The organism is Mucilaginibacter sp. PPCGB 2223 (assembly GCF_001705515.1).
Lineage (GTDB): Bacteria > Bacteroidota > Bacteroidia > Sphingobacteriales > Sphingobacteriaceae > Mucilaginibacter.
Genome location: NZ_MDJS01000001.1, coordinates 1,336,540 through 1,352,639, shown reverse-complemented (window position 1 = coordinate 1,352,639; position 16,100 = coordinate 1,336,540). Strand labels below are relative to the sequence as shown.

At 45.8% G+C, this 16,100-nt stretch carries 18 protein-coding genes; 13 read left to right on the top strand and 5 right to left on the bottom strand.

Annotated elements, in window-relative coordinates:
* Window positions 1-254: 254 nt before the first annotated feature.
* Window positions 255-809, bottom strand: coding sequence for a GNAT family N-acetyltransferase (locus BEL04_RS05820; RefSeq protein ID WP_066003490.1), 555 nt, complete (start codon window positions 807-809; stop codon window positions 255-257).
* A gap of 383 nt (window positions 810-1,192) precedes the next feature.
* On the opposite strand from BEL04_RS05820, the gene BEL04_RS05815 reads away from it, so the two are divergent.
* The gene (locus BEL04_RS05815; protein WP_083227776.1) at window positions 1,193-2,209 is read left to right on the top strand and encodes a carboxypeptidase-like regulatory domain-containing protein; all 1,017 of its coding nucleotides are present in this window, start codon (window positions 1,193-1,195) and stop codon (window positions 2,207-2,209) included.
* A 30-nt stretch (window positions 2,210-2,239) separates the two neighbouring features.
* Here the strand turns inward: BEL04_RS05815 and BEL04_RS05810 are convergent, their stop codons facing one another.
* Entirely contained in the window at window positions 2,240-2,671 is a 432-nt protein-coding gene (locus tag BEL04_RS05810; RefSeq protein ID WP_066001196.1) for a DUF6526 family protein, read from the bottom strand.
* A 184-nt stretch (window positions 2,672-2,855) separates the two neighbouring features.
* Here BEL04_RS05810 and BEL04_RS05805 point away from each other — a divergent pair, with 184 nt between their 5' ends.
* Genes BEL04_RS05805 through BEL04_RS05795 form a run of 3 tightly spaced genes read left to right on the top strand, consistent with a single transcriptional unit; the run spans window position 2,856 to window position 5,669 of the window.
* Complete coding sequence (locus BEL04_RS05805; RefSeq protein ID WP_066001194.1) at window positions 2,856-4,748, top strand: ATP-dependent DNA helicase RecQ; 1,893 nt, start codon at window positions 2,856-2,858, stop codon at window positions 4,746-4,748.
* A 33-nt stretch (window positions 4,749-4,781) separates the two neighbouring features.
* A complete protein-coding gene (locus BEL04_RS05800) occupies window positions 4,782-5,219 on the top strand; it encodes a hypothetical protein (RefSeq protein WP_066001192.1) in 438 nt (145 codons plus the stop codon).
* Window positions 5,220-5,279: 60 nt separating this feature from the next.
* The gene (locus tag BEL04_RS05795) at window positions 5,280-5,669 is read left to right on the top strand and encodes a YciI family protein (protein WP_066001188.1); all 390 of its coding nucleotides are present in this window, start codon (window positions 5,280-5,282) and stop codon (window positions 5,667-5,669) included.
* A 105-nt stretch (window positions 5,670-5,774) separates the two neighbouring features.
* On the opposite strand, the gene BEL04_RS05790 is transcribed toward BEL04_RS05795, so the two are convergent.
* Window positions 5,775-8,264, bottom strand: coding sequence for a DPP IV N-terminal domain-containing protein (locus tag BEL04_RS05790; RefSeq protein WP_066001184.1), 2,490 nt, complete (start codon window positions 8,262-8,264; stop codon window positions 5,775-5,777).
* 77 nt (window positions 8,265-8,341) lie between these two features.
* Between BEL04_RS05790 and BEL04_RS05785 the strand changes: the two genes are divergently transcribed.
* The 5 genes from BEL04_RS05785 (at window position 8,342) to BEL04_RS05765 (ending at window position 12,115) form a co-directional block, all read left to right on the top strand.
* On the top strand, window positions 8,342-9,181 hold the full coding sequence (locus tag BEL04_RS05785) for a maleylpyruvate isomerase N-terminal domain-containing protein (RefSeq protein WP_066001181.1): 840 nt from the start codon (window positions 8,342-8,344) through the stop codon (window positions 9,179-9,181).
* A 238-nt stretch (window positions 9,182-9,419) separates the two neighbouring features.
* Entirely contained in the window at window positions 9,420-10,028 is a 609-nt protein-coding gene (locus tag BEL04_RS05780) for a GIN domain-containing protein (RefSeq protein WP_139112927.1), read from the top strand.
* 131 nt (window positions 10,029-10,159) lie between these two features.
* On the top strand, window positions 10,160-10,882 hold the full coding sequence (locus BEL04_RS05775; RefSeq protein WP_066001174.1) for a head GIN domain-containing protein: 723 nt from the start codon (window positions 10,160-10,162) through the stop codon (window positions 10,880-10,882).
* Window positions 10,883-10,889: 7 nt separating this feature from the next.
* A complete protein-coding gene (locus BEL04_RS05770) occupies window positions 10,890-11,315 on the top strand; it encodes a DUF2007 domain-containing protein (RefSeq protein WP_066001172.1) in 426 nt (141 codons plus the stop codon).
* 71 nt (window positions 11,316-11,386) lie between these two features.
* Window positions 11,387-12,115, top strand: a complete 729-nt coding sequence (locus BEL04_RS05765) for a diphthine--ammonia ligase (protein WP_066001165.1) — start codon at window positions 11,387-11,389, stop codon at window positions 12,113-12,115.
* A 608-nt stretch (window positions 12,116-12,723) separates the two neighbouring features.
* Here the strand turns inward: BEL04_RS05765 and BEL04_RS05760 are convergent.
* Both BEL04_RS05760 and BEL04_RS05755 read right to left on the bottom strand, forming a co-directional pair.
* Window positions 12,724-12,972, bottom strand: coding sequence for a hypothetical protein (locus BEL04_RS05760; protein WP_066001162.1), 249 nt, complete (start codon window positions 12,970-12,972; stop codon window positions 12,724-12,726).
* Between the two features lie 14 nt (window positions 12,973-12,986).
* Entirely contained in the window at window positions 12,987-13,685 is a 699-nt protein-coding gene (locus BEL04_RS05755; RefSeq protein WP_066001160.1) for a DUF3291 domain-containing protein, read from the bottom strand.
* A gap of 119 nt (window positions 13,686-13,804) precedes the next feature.
* Here BEL04_RS05755 and BEL04_RS05750 point away from each other — a divergent pair, with 119 nt between their 5' ends.
* From BEL04_RS05750 to BEL04_RS05735, 4 genes are read left to right on the top strand one after another with little or no spacing between them, the layout of a single operon-like run.
* Window positions 13,805-14,281: a GAF domain-containing protein gene (locus BEL04_RS05750; RefSeq protein WP_066001158.1), complete on the top strand. Its 477-nt coding sequence runs from the start codon at window positions 13,805-13,807 to the stop codon at window positions 14,279-14,281.
* Window positions 14,281-14,940: an alpha/beta hydrolase gene (locus tag BEL04_RS05745; RefSeq protein ID WP_066001157.1), complete on the top strand. Its 660-nt coding sequence runs from the start codon at window positions 14,281-14,283 to the stop codon at window positions 14,938-14,940. Before BEL04_RS05750 ends, BEL04_RS05745 begins: the two co-directional genes overlap by 1 nt.
* Window positions 14,924-15,535, top strand: a complete 612-nt coding sequence (locus BEL04_RS05740; protein ID WP_066001156.1) for a DNA-3-methyladenine glycosylase — start codon at window positions 14,924-14,926, stop codon at window positions 15,533-15,535. Before BEL04_RS05745 ends, BEL04_RS05740 begins: the two co-directional genes overlap by 17 nt.
* Before the next feature lie 56 nt (window positions 15,536-15,591).
* Window positions 15,592-16,083 (top strand): pyridoxamine 5'-phosphate oxidase family protein, encoded by a 492-nt coding sequence (locus BEL04_RS05735; protein WP_066001154.1) that lies wholly within the window; start codon window positions 15,592-15,594, stop codon window positions 16,081-16,083.
* Window positions 16,084-16,100 lie beyond the last annotated feature (17 nt).

The following is a 16,100-nucleotide window of genomic DNA, read 5'->3' as shown; positions in this document are numbered from 1 at the left end:
GTATTCTTCGGTATTTTTAACTTTCTTTTGACTATCTGTTGTCAATTTTATAATGTGCCAAGGGGGGAAATTGTAAGAAATTTTTCATCATTTTATTCAATCTTTCAAAACTCAATCATTAAACAATGGGGGGAAATTGTAAGAGATTTTTCAATGTTTTTGTCTTGGCTTTTCATTCTCGCATCTTGATTTCAATCCATACAATATACTTAAAAAAGCGCAATTTTGCAATAATTAAGGCTTTCATTTGCAGATTAAACTCCCCCTTCAAGGGGCTGGGGCGCCTTCCGCATTTTAATCACCTGCAAAAACTCACCATCGGGCATCGGTACGTTGTGTTGCTCGATAGCTTCATAACCCATCGCCCGGTAAAGCGGTTCGCCGGGCAGTGTCGATCCCAGCTCAAAACTGGTAAAGCCCTCACGTCTGGCAGCTTCCTCACAGATATTGATCATAGTACGACCTAAGCCGCGGCGTGCATACGCCGGGTGTACAAAAAAAGCACGGATGCGCGCCGCGTCTGTAGCCGGGTCGAGCAGCGGGTCGGCCTCTTCCTTAAACTGATCGCCACCGTATAATGTGTTGCGCTTACTCCATCCGCCACAGGCTGCAATGGTGTCGTCGGCAGTTAAAACATAATAAGTACCGTCGGCAATTAACTGGGTATCTACACCAAAAATATATTTGATGGAGCTTTCAACCTGCTGCGGGGTGTAGTAATCCTTACTCAACTCTTTTACTGATAAGGCGATCAGTTGATTAAGATAGGGTATATCGGCTAAGGTGGCGATGCGGCTTACTGGTATCATGGTCAAAGATATCATGAACAGGGATCATTAAAAAATTGCCCTCTGTAAGACATTAATCAAAATACCGCCCATAACGGGGCGGTATTTTGATATAAACTATAGCCTTATGCTTAAAAACAGTAAATAATAGATGTGGAAACACTTGCACGTATTTTTGCCCGTTCGTGCAACTGGGGAACTTACTACACAATCATTTTTTAAAGAAAGAAATGTTCGTGCATGTTCTGCTCAAGCAATTTTGCCCCAACCACGATAATCAATCCTATGATTACCATCACAAATACGGTCGACAATACGCTTTTAACGATTTGCTTGTTCGGGATTAACATTTTGCCCTCCTTTTTTTAAATTAGTATTGCAAATACAAAACCAATTTTCACTTTGTGGTTATCAAAACAACAGATTCTTTTTGCCGAATAAGTTTTTCGGGCCGTTTGGCATGGCTGCTGGTCATCCTGTTGTATATCCCTTTATGTGTCGGGGCGCAGGTAATCAGCGGGAAAGTATACCGTGCGGGTACCGATAGTATTATTGCACATGCCAGCATTTACCTGGGTGGTACGCTAACCGGCACCACCAGCGATAAAACCGGCGCATTCAGGCTGCAGGTGCTCGAAGGTAAGATACCGCTGATTGTAAGTTGTGTAGGTTATCAGTCGGCCGTGATCAATGAGTACAGCGCAGACAAGTTGCTTAAGGTGTATTTGAAACCCAAAGTAAACGAACTTAAAACCATTACCATTAACGTGAGCTCAAAATCGCGCGAGGCCATGGAGCGGATGTTCCTGCGCGAGTTTATAGGCACAACCCGTAATGCGGCATTGTGTACAATTATAAATATGGATGATATCGAGCTGAATTACAGCCGCAAAACGGGTACCTTAACAGCATCCTGCGATAAAGCCATCGAAATAGAAAATAAGCGCCTTGGTTATCATATCAGCTATTACCTGGATTATTTTAAGCAGCACGACGGTACTACCAGTTACGACGGGCACTTTGTTTTTAAAGATCAGGCTACCGACGCTAACCGCAAGATTGTAAAATATAACCGTGAAGATGCATACGCCGGATCTCGGATGCAATTTATCCGGTCACTGTGGAACAACACGCTCGGGGATGATGAGTTTGAAATTTATTTCCAGGACCAGTATCCGGTAAGCGTGGACAGCATTGTACATGCCGATCAGCAAGGTGCCAAATACATCTCCCTGCCTTATAAAATATCCATTATTTACAAAGGGGATAAACGCAGCCCAACCGACTTGTGGCAGACGCAAAAAAAATGCTATATCGATAAAAATGGCTATTGCGAAGACAAATTGCAATGGGTCGGCTTTATGGCTATACAACGGGTGGGCGATTTGCTTCCTTTTGAATATCGCCCGCCGGATGAATAAAAAAGGCAGCGGTTTAGCGCTGCCGGTAACTTATGCCCTGTGATGGTCGGCCCTCCAGTTTTTGATCGCTTTCTTAATTTCTTTGGGCGACAGGTTCTCGCTGGCTGCCCTTTCGGCCAGATCGATATATTCTTCATCAGATGCAAAACGCAGCGATATGATCTGGGCCATCGTCAGTCGTTTATCAATAGCTTTACCTGTTAATATATAATAGCGCAGGCTTTCTTCGGCGCGTATGGCGCGGTCCTGTGCCTTAAGCGGGAAACGGCGCAGGTACCAGTACATCAAACCGCAGCAAACATACAGCAGTACGATCATAGCGGCGCTTACAAAGCCTTTCACGTTCCAGTGGCGGGCCAGGTTGACTGCCGAAATAAGTAAGCCGGCAAATAACAAGAGGCCCAGCAAAAAATGGTAGCCTCTGACATAACGGGCATGATTAGCGTAATTTTGGGGTTCCATGGGATTGTTTTTTTACGCAATATACAATTACCTGTTCGTCAATTCCAATAAGTAATTTAAAGTTTATCAGCAGGTTAACCTTAATTTCACCGGGCGAAAGCAAATGTCACGAGAGTAAACAACAGGCCTGCCGCAATTCGATTTTAATTCGGATATTAAACCCCGCAAAAGCAGCCATCAGGCAATGACGATACAGGAAATACTCGAACATTACTGGAAACATAAGGAGTTCCGTCCTTTACAGGAAGAGATCATCCAGTCTGTTTTGATCGGCCGCGATACCCTGGCGCTGCTGCCGACAGGTGGCGGCAAATCGGTTTGTTTCCAGGTGCCCGCTTTAGCCAAAGAAGGTATTTGCCTGGTGATATCGCCGCTGATAGCCCTGATGAAAGACCAGGTTGAAAACCTGCATGCCAAAGGCATTAACGCTGTGTCTATTGTATCGGGTATGACCAAACGCGAGGTTGATGTAGCGCTCGACAATTGTATTTATAACGATGTGAAGTTTCTGTATCTCTCGCCCGAGCGGCTGTTATCCGAACTGGTTAAAGAACGCATCAGGCACATGCAGGTGAACCTGATAGCGGTCGACGAGGCGCATTGCATCTCGCAGTGGGGATATGACTTCCGCCCGCCGTACCTGCACCTGGCCGATCTGCGCGAGTTGCACCCTAATGTGCCTGTATTGGCTTTAACAGCAACAGCTACTGCCGACGTCGCCGAAGATATTCAGCAAAAGCTTGGCTTTAAGCAAAGTAACGTGTTCAGGCAGAGCTTTGAGCGCAAAAATATCAGTTATGTAGTACAGCACCAGGAAAACAAACTGCAAAAAATGCTCGATGTGATCAAGGGCGTTAAAGGCAGCGGCATAGTATATGTACGCAGCCGTAAAGAAACCGTCGGGATAGCGCAAATGCTTAACCAGCATGGTTACCCGGCCGATTTTTATCATGCCGGTCTTGAAGCGGGAGTGCGCTCGCTGAAGCAGGAGAACTGGAAGAACAATAAAACCCGCATCATTGTCGCCACCAACGCCTTCGGGATGGGTATCGATAAACCTGATGTGCGTTTTGTGATCCACCAGGATATCCCCGAAAGTTTGGAAGCCTATTACCAGGAAGCGGGCCGGGCCGGGCGCGACGGGCAAAAATCATACGCGGTATTGCTGTATAATTATGGCGACCGGTATAAGCTGGAGAAGAAATTCGAAATGAATTTCCCGGCTATCGATGAAATAAAAAAGGTTTATCACAGCCTTGGCAATTACTACCAACTGGCCTACGGAACGGGTGAAGGCGTAAGTTTTGACCTGGACATCGGCGATTTTTGCGCAACTTATAAGCTCGATCCCATCAAAACCCTCAACGCCCTGAAGTTTTTAGAGCGCAACGAATACGTATCTTTTACCGAAAGCGTGTTTTTACCATCGCGGTTCAGGTTTTTGGCCGATCATGAAGAGCTCTACAAATTCCAGATACAATACGCTGCCTGGGACGGCTTTGTCAAAACCATTTTACGCAGCTATGCCGGCGCTTTTGATAATTATGTCAGCATCCGCGAGTTCGACCTGGCCCGGCGCATGAACGCCAGTGTACAACAGGTTATTGAAGGTTTGCAGCAATTGCAAAAAATGGACGTGCTCAACTATATCCCGCAAACGGATAAACCACAAGTTACTTTTTTAAGTCAGCGCCTTGATATTAAAGATGTGGTGATCGACCGCGCGTATATCGAACAACGCAAGCAGGTATTCCGTCAGAAAATGGAAGCTGTGTTTTACTATGCCGAAGCGCCTAATTGCCGCAGCCGCATGCTGCTAAGTTACTTTGATGAGCACAATGCACATAAATGCGGTATATGTGATGTTTGCCTTGAAGAAAAGCGCCTGTTCAACATCAACAGCGTTACCGATAAGATCACCAGCGAAATAGCGCAGGCATTAGCCGGCGAACCACTTTCGTTAGACGAATTGATGCAGGCTGTAGCTACGGGTTCGGATAAAGAACGTATAGCCGTAATCCGCTTGTTGCTGGATGCAGGCAAGATCAAAACTGACGGGGAGAGGTATTATGTGTAGAGAAATAACGATATTTAGTAAACTTAAATTAAAATGGACCCAAACGAAAAAAGTATTATAGAAGTACCTGTGCTAACGTCTAAAATATATAGCGAAAAAGCAGTATGGACCGGTGTTTTTTTAGGCGGCCCATTAGTGGCAGGTTATTTTATTGCTGAAAATTATAAAAGTTTCGGCCAGAAGGATAAGGCAATATGGGCATGGGTAATTTCGGGCTCAATTACAGTGATGCTTTTTGTGGGGCTTTTCTTTGCGCCAGACATTGAAAAAGTTCCGCGGTATGTAATCCCTATAATTCTTAGTGGTATAGCTTATTGGATGACGCAATATTATCAGGGCAATCAAATAAAAGCACATGTAAATGCCGGTGGTGCAGTCTATAGTCGTTGGCGCGCAGCTTTGGTTGGCGTTATAGGTGTTGTAGTTACTCTTGCTATTTTATTTGGCGTGGCATTGTTTTTACCGGATTAATACTCGAATTATTAAGTGTTATTTGTAGGGTGTTGATAATGATGTGTTTATCTTTATACTATGAAAAAAGAATACATGCTGTACATCCGCAATAAAGGCGATGCAAAGAAAGCATTGTCGCCGGCCGATCATTTGGCTTTTGTTAAACAATGTGAGGTATACATTGGCGAATTGAAAGCAAATGATAATTTGATTGCTGCACAACCGATAGTACGCGAGGGAGTTACGATCAATAAAAGTGATAACGACTGGAATATTGCCGCCATCGATCCCGACCAGGAAGTGCAGGTGGGCTATTATCATTTAAAGGCCGATAGCCTGGAAGAAGCTATAGCTATCGCTAAAAGGAACCCCGAATTTGCGTTTGTGCCAAGTGCGAGTATCGAAGTCCGCCCGATAAAAATGAAGGAGGAGCAAACAGGTTTTGTATATCCAAAAGATGATAAATAAAATAGTAAGTGGTGAATTGTGAGTGGTGAGTAGTCAACGGTGAGTAACGAACGATGGCTATTGATCTTAACATCATTCACTACTCACAATTCACCACTCACTAAATCACTTCTTCTTGCCCGTCATCTCCACCTCCCGGTCCATTTCCAATATATCTACCGGCTGGCTGAAATCGCCTAACAGCCATTTGCAGAAATAATCGGCCTTTTGCCAGAAAAAATACTCCGTCATATCGCCGTAGGCATGGCGCTGCCCGGGCAGCAAAACAAAATCAAAACGTTTATTGGCTTTTATTAAAGCGTTAGCCATGCGGATGGTATTTGCCGGGTGCACGTTATTGTCGATATCCCCGGTCGAAAGCAGCAATCTGCCTTTCAGGTTTTTAGCCAGCTCTGGGTTCTTATCTATCGAGTACTGGAATGTCGTATCGCCTTTTGGTGTTACGATCTCTTTCACACCGTTATGTTTCTCGCTCCACCAGCGGTTGTACACAGCGTTATCGTGGTTGCCCGATTCGGAAACTGCAACCTTAAAAAAGTCGGGGTAAACCAGGATAGCTGCAGTGCTCATAAAACCGCCGCCCGAGTGGCCTGTAATGCCCACGCGGGTAATATCCATATAGGGATATTTGTCGCACAACTGCTCAACGGCGGCTTTTTTATCAGCCAGGCCGTAATCGCGCAGGTTACCATAGCCAAAGTTATGATACCATTTGGAGCGTTCGGGGTTACCGCCGCGGTTGCCCACGGTTACCACAATAAAGCCCAGTTGCGCCAGGCGGTCGGTATAATCAAAGCTGCGGGCGGCAAAGGCTTTGTTCACAGCTTCGGTCTGCGGGCCGGGGTATACGTATTCAATAACCGGGTATTTTTTGGCTGGATCAAAATCGTAGGGTTTATAAATAACCCCGTACAAATCGGTTATACCGTCGTCAGCCTTTACCTTAAATGGCTCCGGGAATTTGTAACCGGTAGCTATCAGCGCGGTCAGGTCGGTGGTTTCCAGATCCATCAGCTTGGTGCCGTTGGTGCTGTACAAAACAGATTTAGGCGCAGTATTCACCCGCGAATAGGTCTCCACAAAATATTGTTCGTCGTCGTTCACATTAACCGTATGGTCAAAATCGCCTGGGTCGAGTAATCTCATGCCGCTGCCATCCAGGTTAACGCGATACAAGTGTACGTAATAGGGGTTTTCATTAGCTTCGCGGCCCACGGCAGTAAAGTACAACACACGGTTCTTCTCATCTATTTTCACAATATCATCGCAATGGAATGGGCCGGAAGTGATCTGGTTTTTCAGATTGCCCTTATCATCGTACAAATAAAAGTGCCCCCAGCCGTCTCGTTCGCTCCATTCAACCAGTTCCTTGCCGCCATTTATCAGCCCCGGGCGGGTGATCTCCACGTAAGTGTTCATTCGTTCCTCAACCTGTACGGTTACCTTACCGGTGTTGATATCCACGCTGCATACATCGATCTTTTTCAGGTCGCGGCCGGTACGGTAAAAGAAAAATCTGTCTGCAGTGCCCAGCCACACGGTGGGCACAAACTCGTCGGTACGGTTCTTTTGCAGAATGGGCGCCTGCCAGGTGCTCAGGGTTTGATCTTTAAATAAAGAGGTATTTAAAGTTTTCGAAGTTTTAGCTGCGAAATCGAATAATACCATCTCTACTTTCGGCTGTTCCTTTTCGCCGGGCATTTCATATTTGTAAGTTTCGAGGGTGGGACGAGGCTCGGCAATGCTGTTGATCACCCAGAGTTCCTTAACCTTACGCGAGTCCTGGCGCACAGTCACAAAATGTTTCGAGTCAGGCGACCATAATACGTCCGATGGGTTACGTTTCTTTTTGTTCTTCTCTACATCCGTATTCAGTTCGTTCTCGCGTGCGCCGCCGTACTCGTAATATTTTACGCCGTCTTTAGTTAACTGGTGTTCCACGATGGTGCTATCGTCTTCGTTTTTAAGGGCTTTTTTATAATTTTCTTTATCCATCCAGTACAAATTGTAGTTTTTAGAGAACAGGATGGCCGAGCTATCGGGCGCTATCGAGGCCCAATCGGGTTTGGGCTTTACCTTATCATAGTTTTTTAGCTCGGTAAGGTTATTGTTTTGCAGGTTATAGGTGAAGTAGAAGGTCTTTTTTTCTAAAGAATCTGCAGCCTTTTTATCCTTGCGGTCTTTTTTAACCACGTCGATACTGCTCTTCAGCTCAAACTGGATGCTTTTCTCATCTTTAGTAAATTTAAGGTTCTCGATAGGCAGGTGCTGTGCATCGAACGGGTCCTTAACGATCAGGGTGATCTGTGCGGCCAGTTTGGCGTTATCGAACATTAAGCTCTTTGTTTTTAGCACCGGGTCGACGATGTACCAGTGTTTAATGTCGCTGTTCTCAAACACATACCAAAACTTGTTGGATAGTTTGAGCCAGTGCGGATCGACAGTGGTGCTGAACACGAGCTTCTGTAATTTTTTTGGCGAAAAGCGCGATGCCAGCTGATAATTGCCTTTTGCTGTTGTTGAGGCTGGAGTAGTTTGCGCCCGGCTATATAAAAAGGCAGGCAACAATAATAAGGTCAGGTAAAATTTCTTCATTTTGGAAATAATAGAGCGTTCAAGTTATCAAATTTTGATCATAATTGATTATTTTGTGTTGTAACAAAAATAATAAGATGCAGAACGAGCCTGTTATACCCATCAATGTAGTGCATTTATTGCCTGTGCTGGATGCCAGGCTGATGGAACTGCTCAAGGGTTTAACACCGGAAGAGTGGCAATGCCAAACCGTTGCCCGTTTATGGAAGGTGAAGGATGTTGTGGCGCACCTGCTCGATACTAACATCCGCGTTATCTCGTCGCAGCAAGAGTTTACCGGCGAAGCGCCGCCGGCGATACACTCAACGCAGGACCTGGTCAACTATTTAAACCAGTTGAATGCCGATTGGGTAAAAGCCATGAAAAGGGTTAGCCCCGACCTGCTGATGATGCTGCACGAATTGACCGGCCCCTTATACTGTAAGATATACGCCTCGGCAGATATGTGGGCCAAAGCCCGCTACGCGGTTGATTGGGCTGGGGAGAGCGAAAGCAAAAACTGGATGCATATTGCCCGCGAGTACACCGAAAAGTTTCTGCACCAGCAGCAGATACGCGATGCCGTTAACAAACCCGGCCTGATGACCCGCGAACTATTTTACCCTTTTATAGATACGTTGATGATGGCGTTACCGCATACCTATCGCAATGCAGTGGCTGCCAACGGAACAACTATTCAAATGACCATAACCGGCAATATTGGTGGCAGTTGGAATCTGTTTCGATCGGATGGTAAATGGATATTAGGCAAAGGTGAACTATCAAACCCAACTGCAAGCGTAGCAATCGACCCGGATAGCGCCTGGAAATTATTCTCAAAAAGCCTGCGGCCGGAACATGTGATGGACAAAGTCACCATTTCGGGCAACCAAAAACTTGGCGAAACCTCCCTCCAAATGATATCCTTTATGGCCTGATAGCCGGGTATTACAAAAAATATCAAAAGTTACACAATTGTTACATGGCCCTGAAAATGAGGTTTAAATGTAACAGGCGTATATTTTGTGCTGCTGTGTGAGATTTGTGAAAGCAAAAATCAACTAAGATATAAATTTTTTTGAAAAGCAAGTGTAACCTTTTATTTTTTTTATGGTCTTATGGATGTATTAAAAATTAAAGAAGTTTAAAATCTTGGAAATCAAAAAGTTAAATAAAATGAAAACTATATCTTTATCTATCGCAACTGTGCTGTTATTTATATTATCATTAGGTAACACAGCAAAAGCCGCTGTAAAAAACAGCAATATCGCAACCGTTTTAAGCGAAGTAAACAACTTTACCAACATCGAAGTTAACGGTAACGTTGAGCTTTATGTATCAACCGGCGAGGCTAACAAAGTAAAAGTATACGACAGCTACTACAACCAAAACGCTTTAGTGCAAGAGCAAAACGGCACCCTGCGCATATCATCATACAAAGCCGAAAAACTGGTGGTTTGGGTTACCGTTGCCGATCTGCGCTCAATTTCGGCTACTGATAATGCTGTGATCAAATCGTTTGGCAAGTTGTCATCTATCGATTTTAAATTAAACCTGAAAGACAAAGCCACTGCACAGCTCGACCTGGATGCCAGCAGCGCTTCGGTAGTGCTGAACGGTAATGCCAAAGCTAAATTGAGTGGTTTCGCAGGCGAAAGCGTTATTACTGCCGACCCTTCGGCTCACCTGAACATGGCCAAACTTACATCGGGCAAAAGCACTGTTGAAAAACCGGTCGAGATAGCTGCCGTTGCTCAAACAGACGACCTGATCGTGCTTGAATAAGCCTTCTATTAAAAATCCATCATATACTATGTGGGGCGCCTTTTTGATCAAAGGCGCCCCATTATTTTTTATCGTAACTTAGCTGTAACTTCAACGTTAAAATCGGAGTCAAATACCAATAAAATCAAATCATGAAAAAAATATTTGCCTTTTTGCTTGTCGTAGTTGCCGGTGTTTCTTTAATAAGCCTTTCGTCGTGCAGGTTTAACTGTAAACGCGGCTCGGGTAGCCTGATCACCGAACACCGCGGCGTGGGTAACTTTTCGGGCCTCGAACTCTCCGGCGGGTATAAAGTGGTGGTAAAGCAGGACAGCGTGGATAATGTAACCATCATTGGCGACGACAACCTGATGAAATATGTGAAAACCGAAGTTAACGGCGATAACCTGAAGATCTACAATAGCCACAGCATCTGTCCGTCGGGGCAATACACGGTATATATAAGTCTAAAAGAGCTGAAATATATTGAAACCTCCGGTGCTACAAGCGTTTTTTCGGATGGGAGGATCACCGTAAAAGACCTCGAACTGCATACGTCGGGCGCAACCAAAATTAACCTCAGCCTTAATGCGGATCATGTAAAAACCGAAGCCAGCGGGCTTACGGACATCTTTTTAGAAGGGCAGGCGCAATCGCACCAATTGGAAACAAGCGGCTCCAGCACTTTGAACGCCCTTAATTTTGTAGTGAACAAATACCGCATCGAAAGCAGCGGCCTGAGCCATTGCAAGATCAACGTATTGAGCGAACTCAGCATCAACAGTAGCGGTGCGTCCGACATACAATACCGTGGTAACCCGGCCAATATCCAAAATAACAAATCGGGCATCGCATCGCTTAAACAGATCAACTGATACACTTATGCAAAACGACGACGAGATCATAACTTTCGCCACGTATTACGATCCTATGCTGGCCCATATCATTCGTACACGGCTCGAAGATAGCGGCATTCCCTGCGTCGTCGACGATAGCATGATGAGTGTTTACCCCATTTACAGTAATGCCACCGGCGGTATCAAGGTAAAAATATTTAAACGCGACCTGGAAAAAGCAAAGGAGGTTTTGGCTGATGACGGGGGGCTGCCGGTAGATAAATTTATCGAAGATTCGCAGGCTACATCCGCCGTTTGCCCTTATTGTGGCTCGAATAATGTGCGCCACGCCTTATCCGACCCGAACGATGCCAACTGGCTGGTTCGCACAATTTCAAAAATGACGGATGCCTTACCATTCGGCAAAGATGCCGACTGGCACTGCTTTAACTGCGGGAAGGATTTTGAATAGCCCGCTAAGCCTCCAAAGGGGAAACCGGTGAAATTGTTACTCAAATCAGTGTAATCAACTTATAATAATCAGTGGAATCCAAAAAATGCATATTCAATTGGAGCGGTGGTAAAGATAGCTCCCTTGCGCTTTACCATTGCCTGCAAGACCCGGAGTTGGAGATCAAATACCTCGTCACCACCGTAAACGACGCTATGAACCGCATCAGCATGCACGGCGTTCGCGAAGAGCTGCTGATACGTCAGGCCGAAGAAATTGGTATCCCGCTATACCAGGTGAGGCTGCCCGAAATGCCGGGTATGAAAGAGTACGACGACACCATGCGTACACACCTGGATATACTGAAAGGAGAGGGGATAACCCATTCCATCTTCGGTGATATATTTTTGGAGGACCTGAAAAAGTACCGCGATGAGCGGCTTGCTGAAGCCGGCATGGCCGGCATATACCCCCTGTGGAAGCGGGATACACACGAGCTTATCGAAGAGTTTTTAAGCCTCGGCTTCGGTACGGTTATCGCCTGCACCCAGGAAAGGCTGGGCGAACTTGCAGGCAAAGAGATCACGCGTGAGTTGATCCAAAGCCTTCCTGCCGACGTAGATGTTTGCGGCGAGAACGGCGAGTTTCATACTTACTGTTTCAAAGGGCCGATCTTTAAAAACCCGATAAATTATGTAACCGGCGAGCGGGTTTTTAAAGAGTATGCAGCACCAAAAAATGCCGATGATACCTGCGCTCCCGGCAATGCAAAACCTGCCGTTTCGGGCTTCTGGTATTGCGATCTTTTACCTCAAAAATAGGGCTGTTTTTAGGTGCGATTTTGAGCCTGAAAAAGACCGTAAAATTGACTCCGTTTACCTCCGGTTTAAGAGCTCAAAAATACACATCATGCTGAATTTGTTTTAGCATTCTACAGGCAATGCAAACGCAGGTTTAAGCTTCTCGTTCGATCAAAATTGTGAACCAGCTTTCGCAAGTTAGCGTGTCATGTCGGGCGGGTAGGGGCGTTATGCTGAACCTGTCGAAGCACTGTGCGTCGGACTAACACGCAAAAAATAATTCAACAATCTTAGCGTCTTTGCGCTTCCGTGAGAGTAAAAATCCTTAACACAAATCTCAATCTTTGTATGCGTTTTTTATTTGCATTTGCGGGCGTAAATACATAGCTTGCATCATCAAAAACGCTCTTTTAGGCTCCAAAGCCAATTAAAATATCGGCAAAATAAAATTTTGTAAGTATTTATAAATAATTGTTTTTCAGTATCTTGTATTGATTTATTTAAACCTGTTTGTTAAATAGGTAAAACAAGAAGGACAAAATGCTCAAAAAATGCCAAATAAAATTCTGTTTAGTTGATATTTTGTGTTTAACTTATTGATATTTAGATGATTATATCAATAAATTAAATCAATAATTATAACGGTAGTAACTTTCCTTAAAATCCTTGCGCATTTCGATAAAACGGGCGGCGACTGTTTTCAAAAAAGCCTCGTCGAGCAATTCAAAAACACTGTTCACCCCATCGGTCAGATCCATCTCGGGTATCTTATAAATTTGTTCGAGCGAGCCCTGCTCCAGCTTGATGATGAATTTTCCGTTCATGCTCATGATGGTGATTTTAAACTCGGGATGCGGCAGTTCGGCTACTATTCTCATGGTAAAAAATGGGGTTAACTGAGGTGTTGTTTTAATGGGTTTTTGCTGCCTATGGTACCCCAGGTTTCGAGGGGTTTAAAGCGGGCAAAAAGCTCCTCGCTGTACCAGTTTTCCTGGCGTGTTTTTTTGATCACTTCGGCATGTTTTTTATCGCGGTAAGCAAAGCCTTTTGCAGCTTCCAGATTTTGCCAGACGCTAAAAGTCGCCTGCCGGTAGACCGGTGCTTCGCCGATGCCTACCGAGGTGATATATCCCGGCGATGCAGCCATCACTCCCGCCACTTCATCCACGTGGCTCCAGAAATTTTTCAACCGGCTGAAGCGGATGGTAGCCCGCGTTAGTATGGCAACCGGTCCGTCGTAATTTTGTCCGGTCGGCTTGCCGAAAGGTTCCTTCCCGTCCCAACTCCCGTGGCTTTGTAAGGGTTCGCAAAGTACGGTCCACCTTTCGTGGCCAAGCGCCTTCCACCACCGGGATACGAAGGACGAACGATAAAATCTGTTGAAACTCTCCCGGTCATCCCAAACAGCTAAAAGTCCCCACTGTTGCCAGTCGGGCTGCAAATCGAAAGTACCGTTATGCCCGCAGCCCAACAGCTTCCAAAAAGAACAGCCGTGGGCAAATAGCAGCGGTAAGCGGTGCACCGCCATAGCCAGCAAGGCAAAGGGCACAAGGGCTTTGCGGTAACGTACTATGGTGAGGCTGACGATCATGGCGACGAAGTAAAAGATTATAGGTGAAATTTGGCCAATCTATTTTTCAAGATTACCTGGCGTTGATTATTTTACTTTATCCTGAAAAGGCTTGGCCGTAGCTTTTGTATTTTTGTGTTATGGCAGAAGACTTAACCATCGTCCGCTCCGAAAGCAAAACGGAGCAATATCAATCATTGATCCCACAAATTGAAGCCCTGCTTTCTGGCGAAACCGACCAGGTAGCCAATATGGCTAACATCTGTGCTGCTTTGAAAGAGCAGTTTGGTTGGTTTTGGGTAGGATTTTACCTGGTGAAAGAAGGGCAATTGGTTTTGGGCCCTTTCCAGGGGCCGGTGGCCTGTACCCGTATTGCCAAAGGCAAAGGGGTTTGCGGCACCGCCTGGGCCGAAGCTAAAACCATCGTGGTGCCCGATGTGGATGCCTTTCCGGGTCATATCGCCTGTTCGTCCCTGTCGCGGTCGGAGATCGTGCTGCCTGTTTTTAGCAAAGGCGAAGTTGCCGGCGTGCTGGATGTTGATAGTGCTGAACTGGATCAATTCGACGAAACCGATGCACTGTACCTCGGGCAAATAGTCAAACTCCTGAATTTCTAATGAGAGTCTTCCTGGTAGCCGGGCTTGGCGCCGACGAAAGATTATTTCGTAATCTTGATCTGAGTGGTTTTGAGGTTATTCCGGCGCTTTGGCTCAAACCCGAGAAGGCCGATACTTTAACCACTTACGCTACCAAACTCATTCGGGAATATGGCATCAGGCAGGGCGATGCGGTAATAGGTGTTTCCTTAGGCGGGATGCTCACCGTCGAAATAGCCAAACAGGTAAAGTTGGCACATGCCATCATTATTTCCAGCATTAAATCAAAGGCCGAAGCGCCCTGGTACTTTGGGTTTTTCAGAGCTTTCCCGATATACAGGCTTTTCACGGGTGGTTTTGTAAAGAAACTCGGCCCATTGCTGCGGCCATTGTTCGGTGTTTTTGCGGGGAGTAAGGAAGCTCCGCTTTTTTATTCCATGCTGCAAAACAGCGACCCCGATTTTTTAACCTGGGCGATGTATGCCGCCCTTGGCTGGAACGGCGACCCGGCACCTTATCCGATCCATCAGTTCATCGGTTCGAAAGATCTGATCTTTAATGCAAAAAAGGCAAAGAGCGCTACCGTGATACCCGGCGCCGATCACATGCTTGTTTTTACCCGCGCGGCCGAAATAAGTCCGGCTATCCGTAAAATCCTGAATAATGAAACTACCGCTTGATTTTTACACGCATGGCAATGTGCTGCACATTACCCGCAATTTGTTGGGCAAATACCTCATGAGCTGTATCGATGGTATAGTTACAGGTGGTATCATTGTTGAGGCCGAGGCTTATAACGGCGTGGTCGATAAAGCTTCTCACGCTTTTGGCGGCCGTTTAACCAATCGCACCAAGGTGATGCACCGGCAGGGTGGCATAGCTTACGTTTACCTGTGCTACGGTATTCACGAAATGTTCAATATCGTCACTTCAACGGAAGGTGATCCCCATGCTATATTGGTGCGGGCCATCGAACCGACAGACGGTATCGATGTGATCGAACTGCGCCGCAATATGCCTGCATCCAAACCGGCAATTACATCCGGGCCGGGTTCGGTGGCTAAAGCTTTAGGGATATCCAGGAAGATCAATGGCTTCGACCTGCAGGGGGACGTGATCTGGATAGAGGATAGGGGATTGGGTTTTACAGACGACCAGATCATCGCCGCGCCGCGCGTAGGTGTTGATTATGCCGCCGAAGACGCCTTGCTGCCCTACCGTTTGTACGTAAAGACTAACCGCTATGTAAGCAGGCCATTAAAGCAGCCGAAATAATGTGTTTCTTAAATCAAAATCGCTCCTGGTTGGTTATGATCTTATAAAATAAACCAATGAGCAAGAAAGAAGACCATATCCACTTTTTGAAATCGAAGGTGGATAATATCCGCACAGCCATGCTGACTACTTTTACCAGGTCCCATGGCTTTCATTGCCGGCCGATGGGTACTGCTGAAATTGATGCCAATGGCGATATCTGGTTCTTTACCAATGAATATTCGGCAAAAGCCAAAGAGATATCGGTTGATAATAAAGTGAACGTTACCTACTCCGATAGCGGCACCAATACCTATCTCAGTATCAAAGGCCACGCACATTTAGTTGACGATAAGGAGAAGATGAAACATTTGTGGACGCCCTATATCCAGGCATTTTTTCCGGATGGTTTAGGCGACCCTAAGCTGATACTCCTGAAAGTGGTGACTTCGGATATGGAATACTGGGACAGCAGTTCGAGCAAGATCGTAGTACTGTTCAATATGCTGAAAGCAAACCTGCTGGGTAAGCAATACGACGAAGGTGAGCATGGTAAAATTAAACTATAACTCTATAGCCTTGATGC

What these genes read in the sequence shown, in the direction of transcription:
- BEL04_RS05750 (WP_066001158.1), top strand. Translation starts at nt 13,805, where the DNA reads ATGGCAGAAGACTTAACCATCGTCCGCTCCGAAAGCAAAACGGAGCAA.
- BEL04_RS05800 (WP_066001192.1), top strand. Translation starts at nt 4,782, where the DNA reads ATGGACCCAAACGAAAAAAGTATTATAGAAGTACCTGTGCTAACGTCT.
- BEL04_RS05770 (WP_066001172.1), top strand. Translation starts at nt 10,890, where the DNA reads ATGCAAAACGACGACGAGATCATAACTTTCGCCACGTATTACGATCCT.
- BEL04_RS05735 (WP_066001154.1), top strand. Translation starts at nt 15,592, where the DNA reads ATGAGCAAGAAAGAAGACCATATCCACTTTTTGAAATCGAAGGTGGAT.
- BEL04_RS05805 (WP_066001194.1), top strand. Translation starts at nt 2,856, where the DNA reads ATGACGATACAGGAAATACTCGAACATTACTGGAAACATAAGGAGTTC.
- BEL04_RS05820 (WP_066003490.1), bottom strand. Translation starts at nt 809, where the DNA reads ATGATACCAGTAAGCCGCATCGCCACCTTAGCCGATATACCCTATCTT.
- BEL04_RS05795 (WP_066001188.1), top strand. Translation starts at nt 5,280, where the DNA reads ATGAAAAAAGAATACATGCTGTACATCCGCAATAAAGGCGATGCAAAG.
- BEL04_RS05790 (WP_066001184.1), bottom strand. Translation starts at nt 8,264, where the DNA reads ATGAAGAAATTTTACCTGACCTTATTATTGTTGCCTGCCTTTTTATAT.
- BEL04_RS05775 (WP_066001174.1), top strand. Translation starts at nt 10,160, where the DNA reads ATGAAAAAAATATTTGCCTTTTTGCTTGTCGTAGTTGCCGGTGTTTCT.
- BEL04_RS05780 (WP_139112927.1), top strand. Translation starts at nt 9,420, where the DNA reads ATGAAAACTATATCTTTATCTATCGCAACTGTGCTGTTATTTATATTA.
- BEL04_RS05785 (WP_066001181.1), top strand. Translation starts at nt 8,342, where the DNA reads ATGCAGAACGAGCCTGTTATACCCATCAATGTAGTGCATTTATTGCCT.
- BEL04_RS05810 (WP_066001196.1), bottom strand. Translation starts at nt 2,671, where the DNA reads ATGGAACCCCAAAATTACGCTAATCATGCCCGTTATGTCAGAGGCTAC.
- BEL04_RS05740 (WP_066001156.1), top strand. Translation starts at nt 14,924, where the DNA reads ATGAAACTACCGCTTGATTTTTACACGCATGGCAATGTGCTGCACATT.
- BEL04_RS05755 (WP_066001160.1), bottom strand. Translation starts at nt 13,685, where the DNA reads ATGATCGTCAGCCTCACCATAGTACGTTACCGCAAAGCCCTTGTGCCC.
- BEL04_RS05745 (WP_066001157.1), top strand. Translation starts at nt 14,281, where the DNA reads ATGAGAGTCTTCCTGGTAGCCGGGCTTGGCGCCGACGAAAGATTATTT.
- BEL04_RS05760 (WP_066001162.1), bottom strand. Translation starts at nt 12,972, where the DNA reads ATGAGAATAGTAGCCGAACTGCCGCATCCCGAGTTTAAAATCACCATC.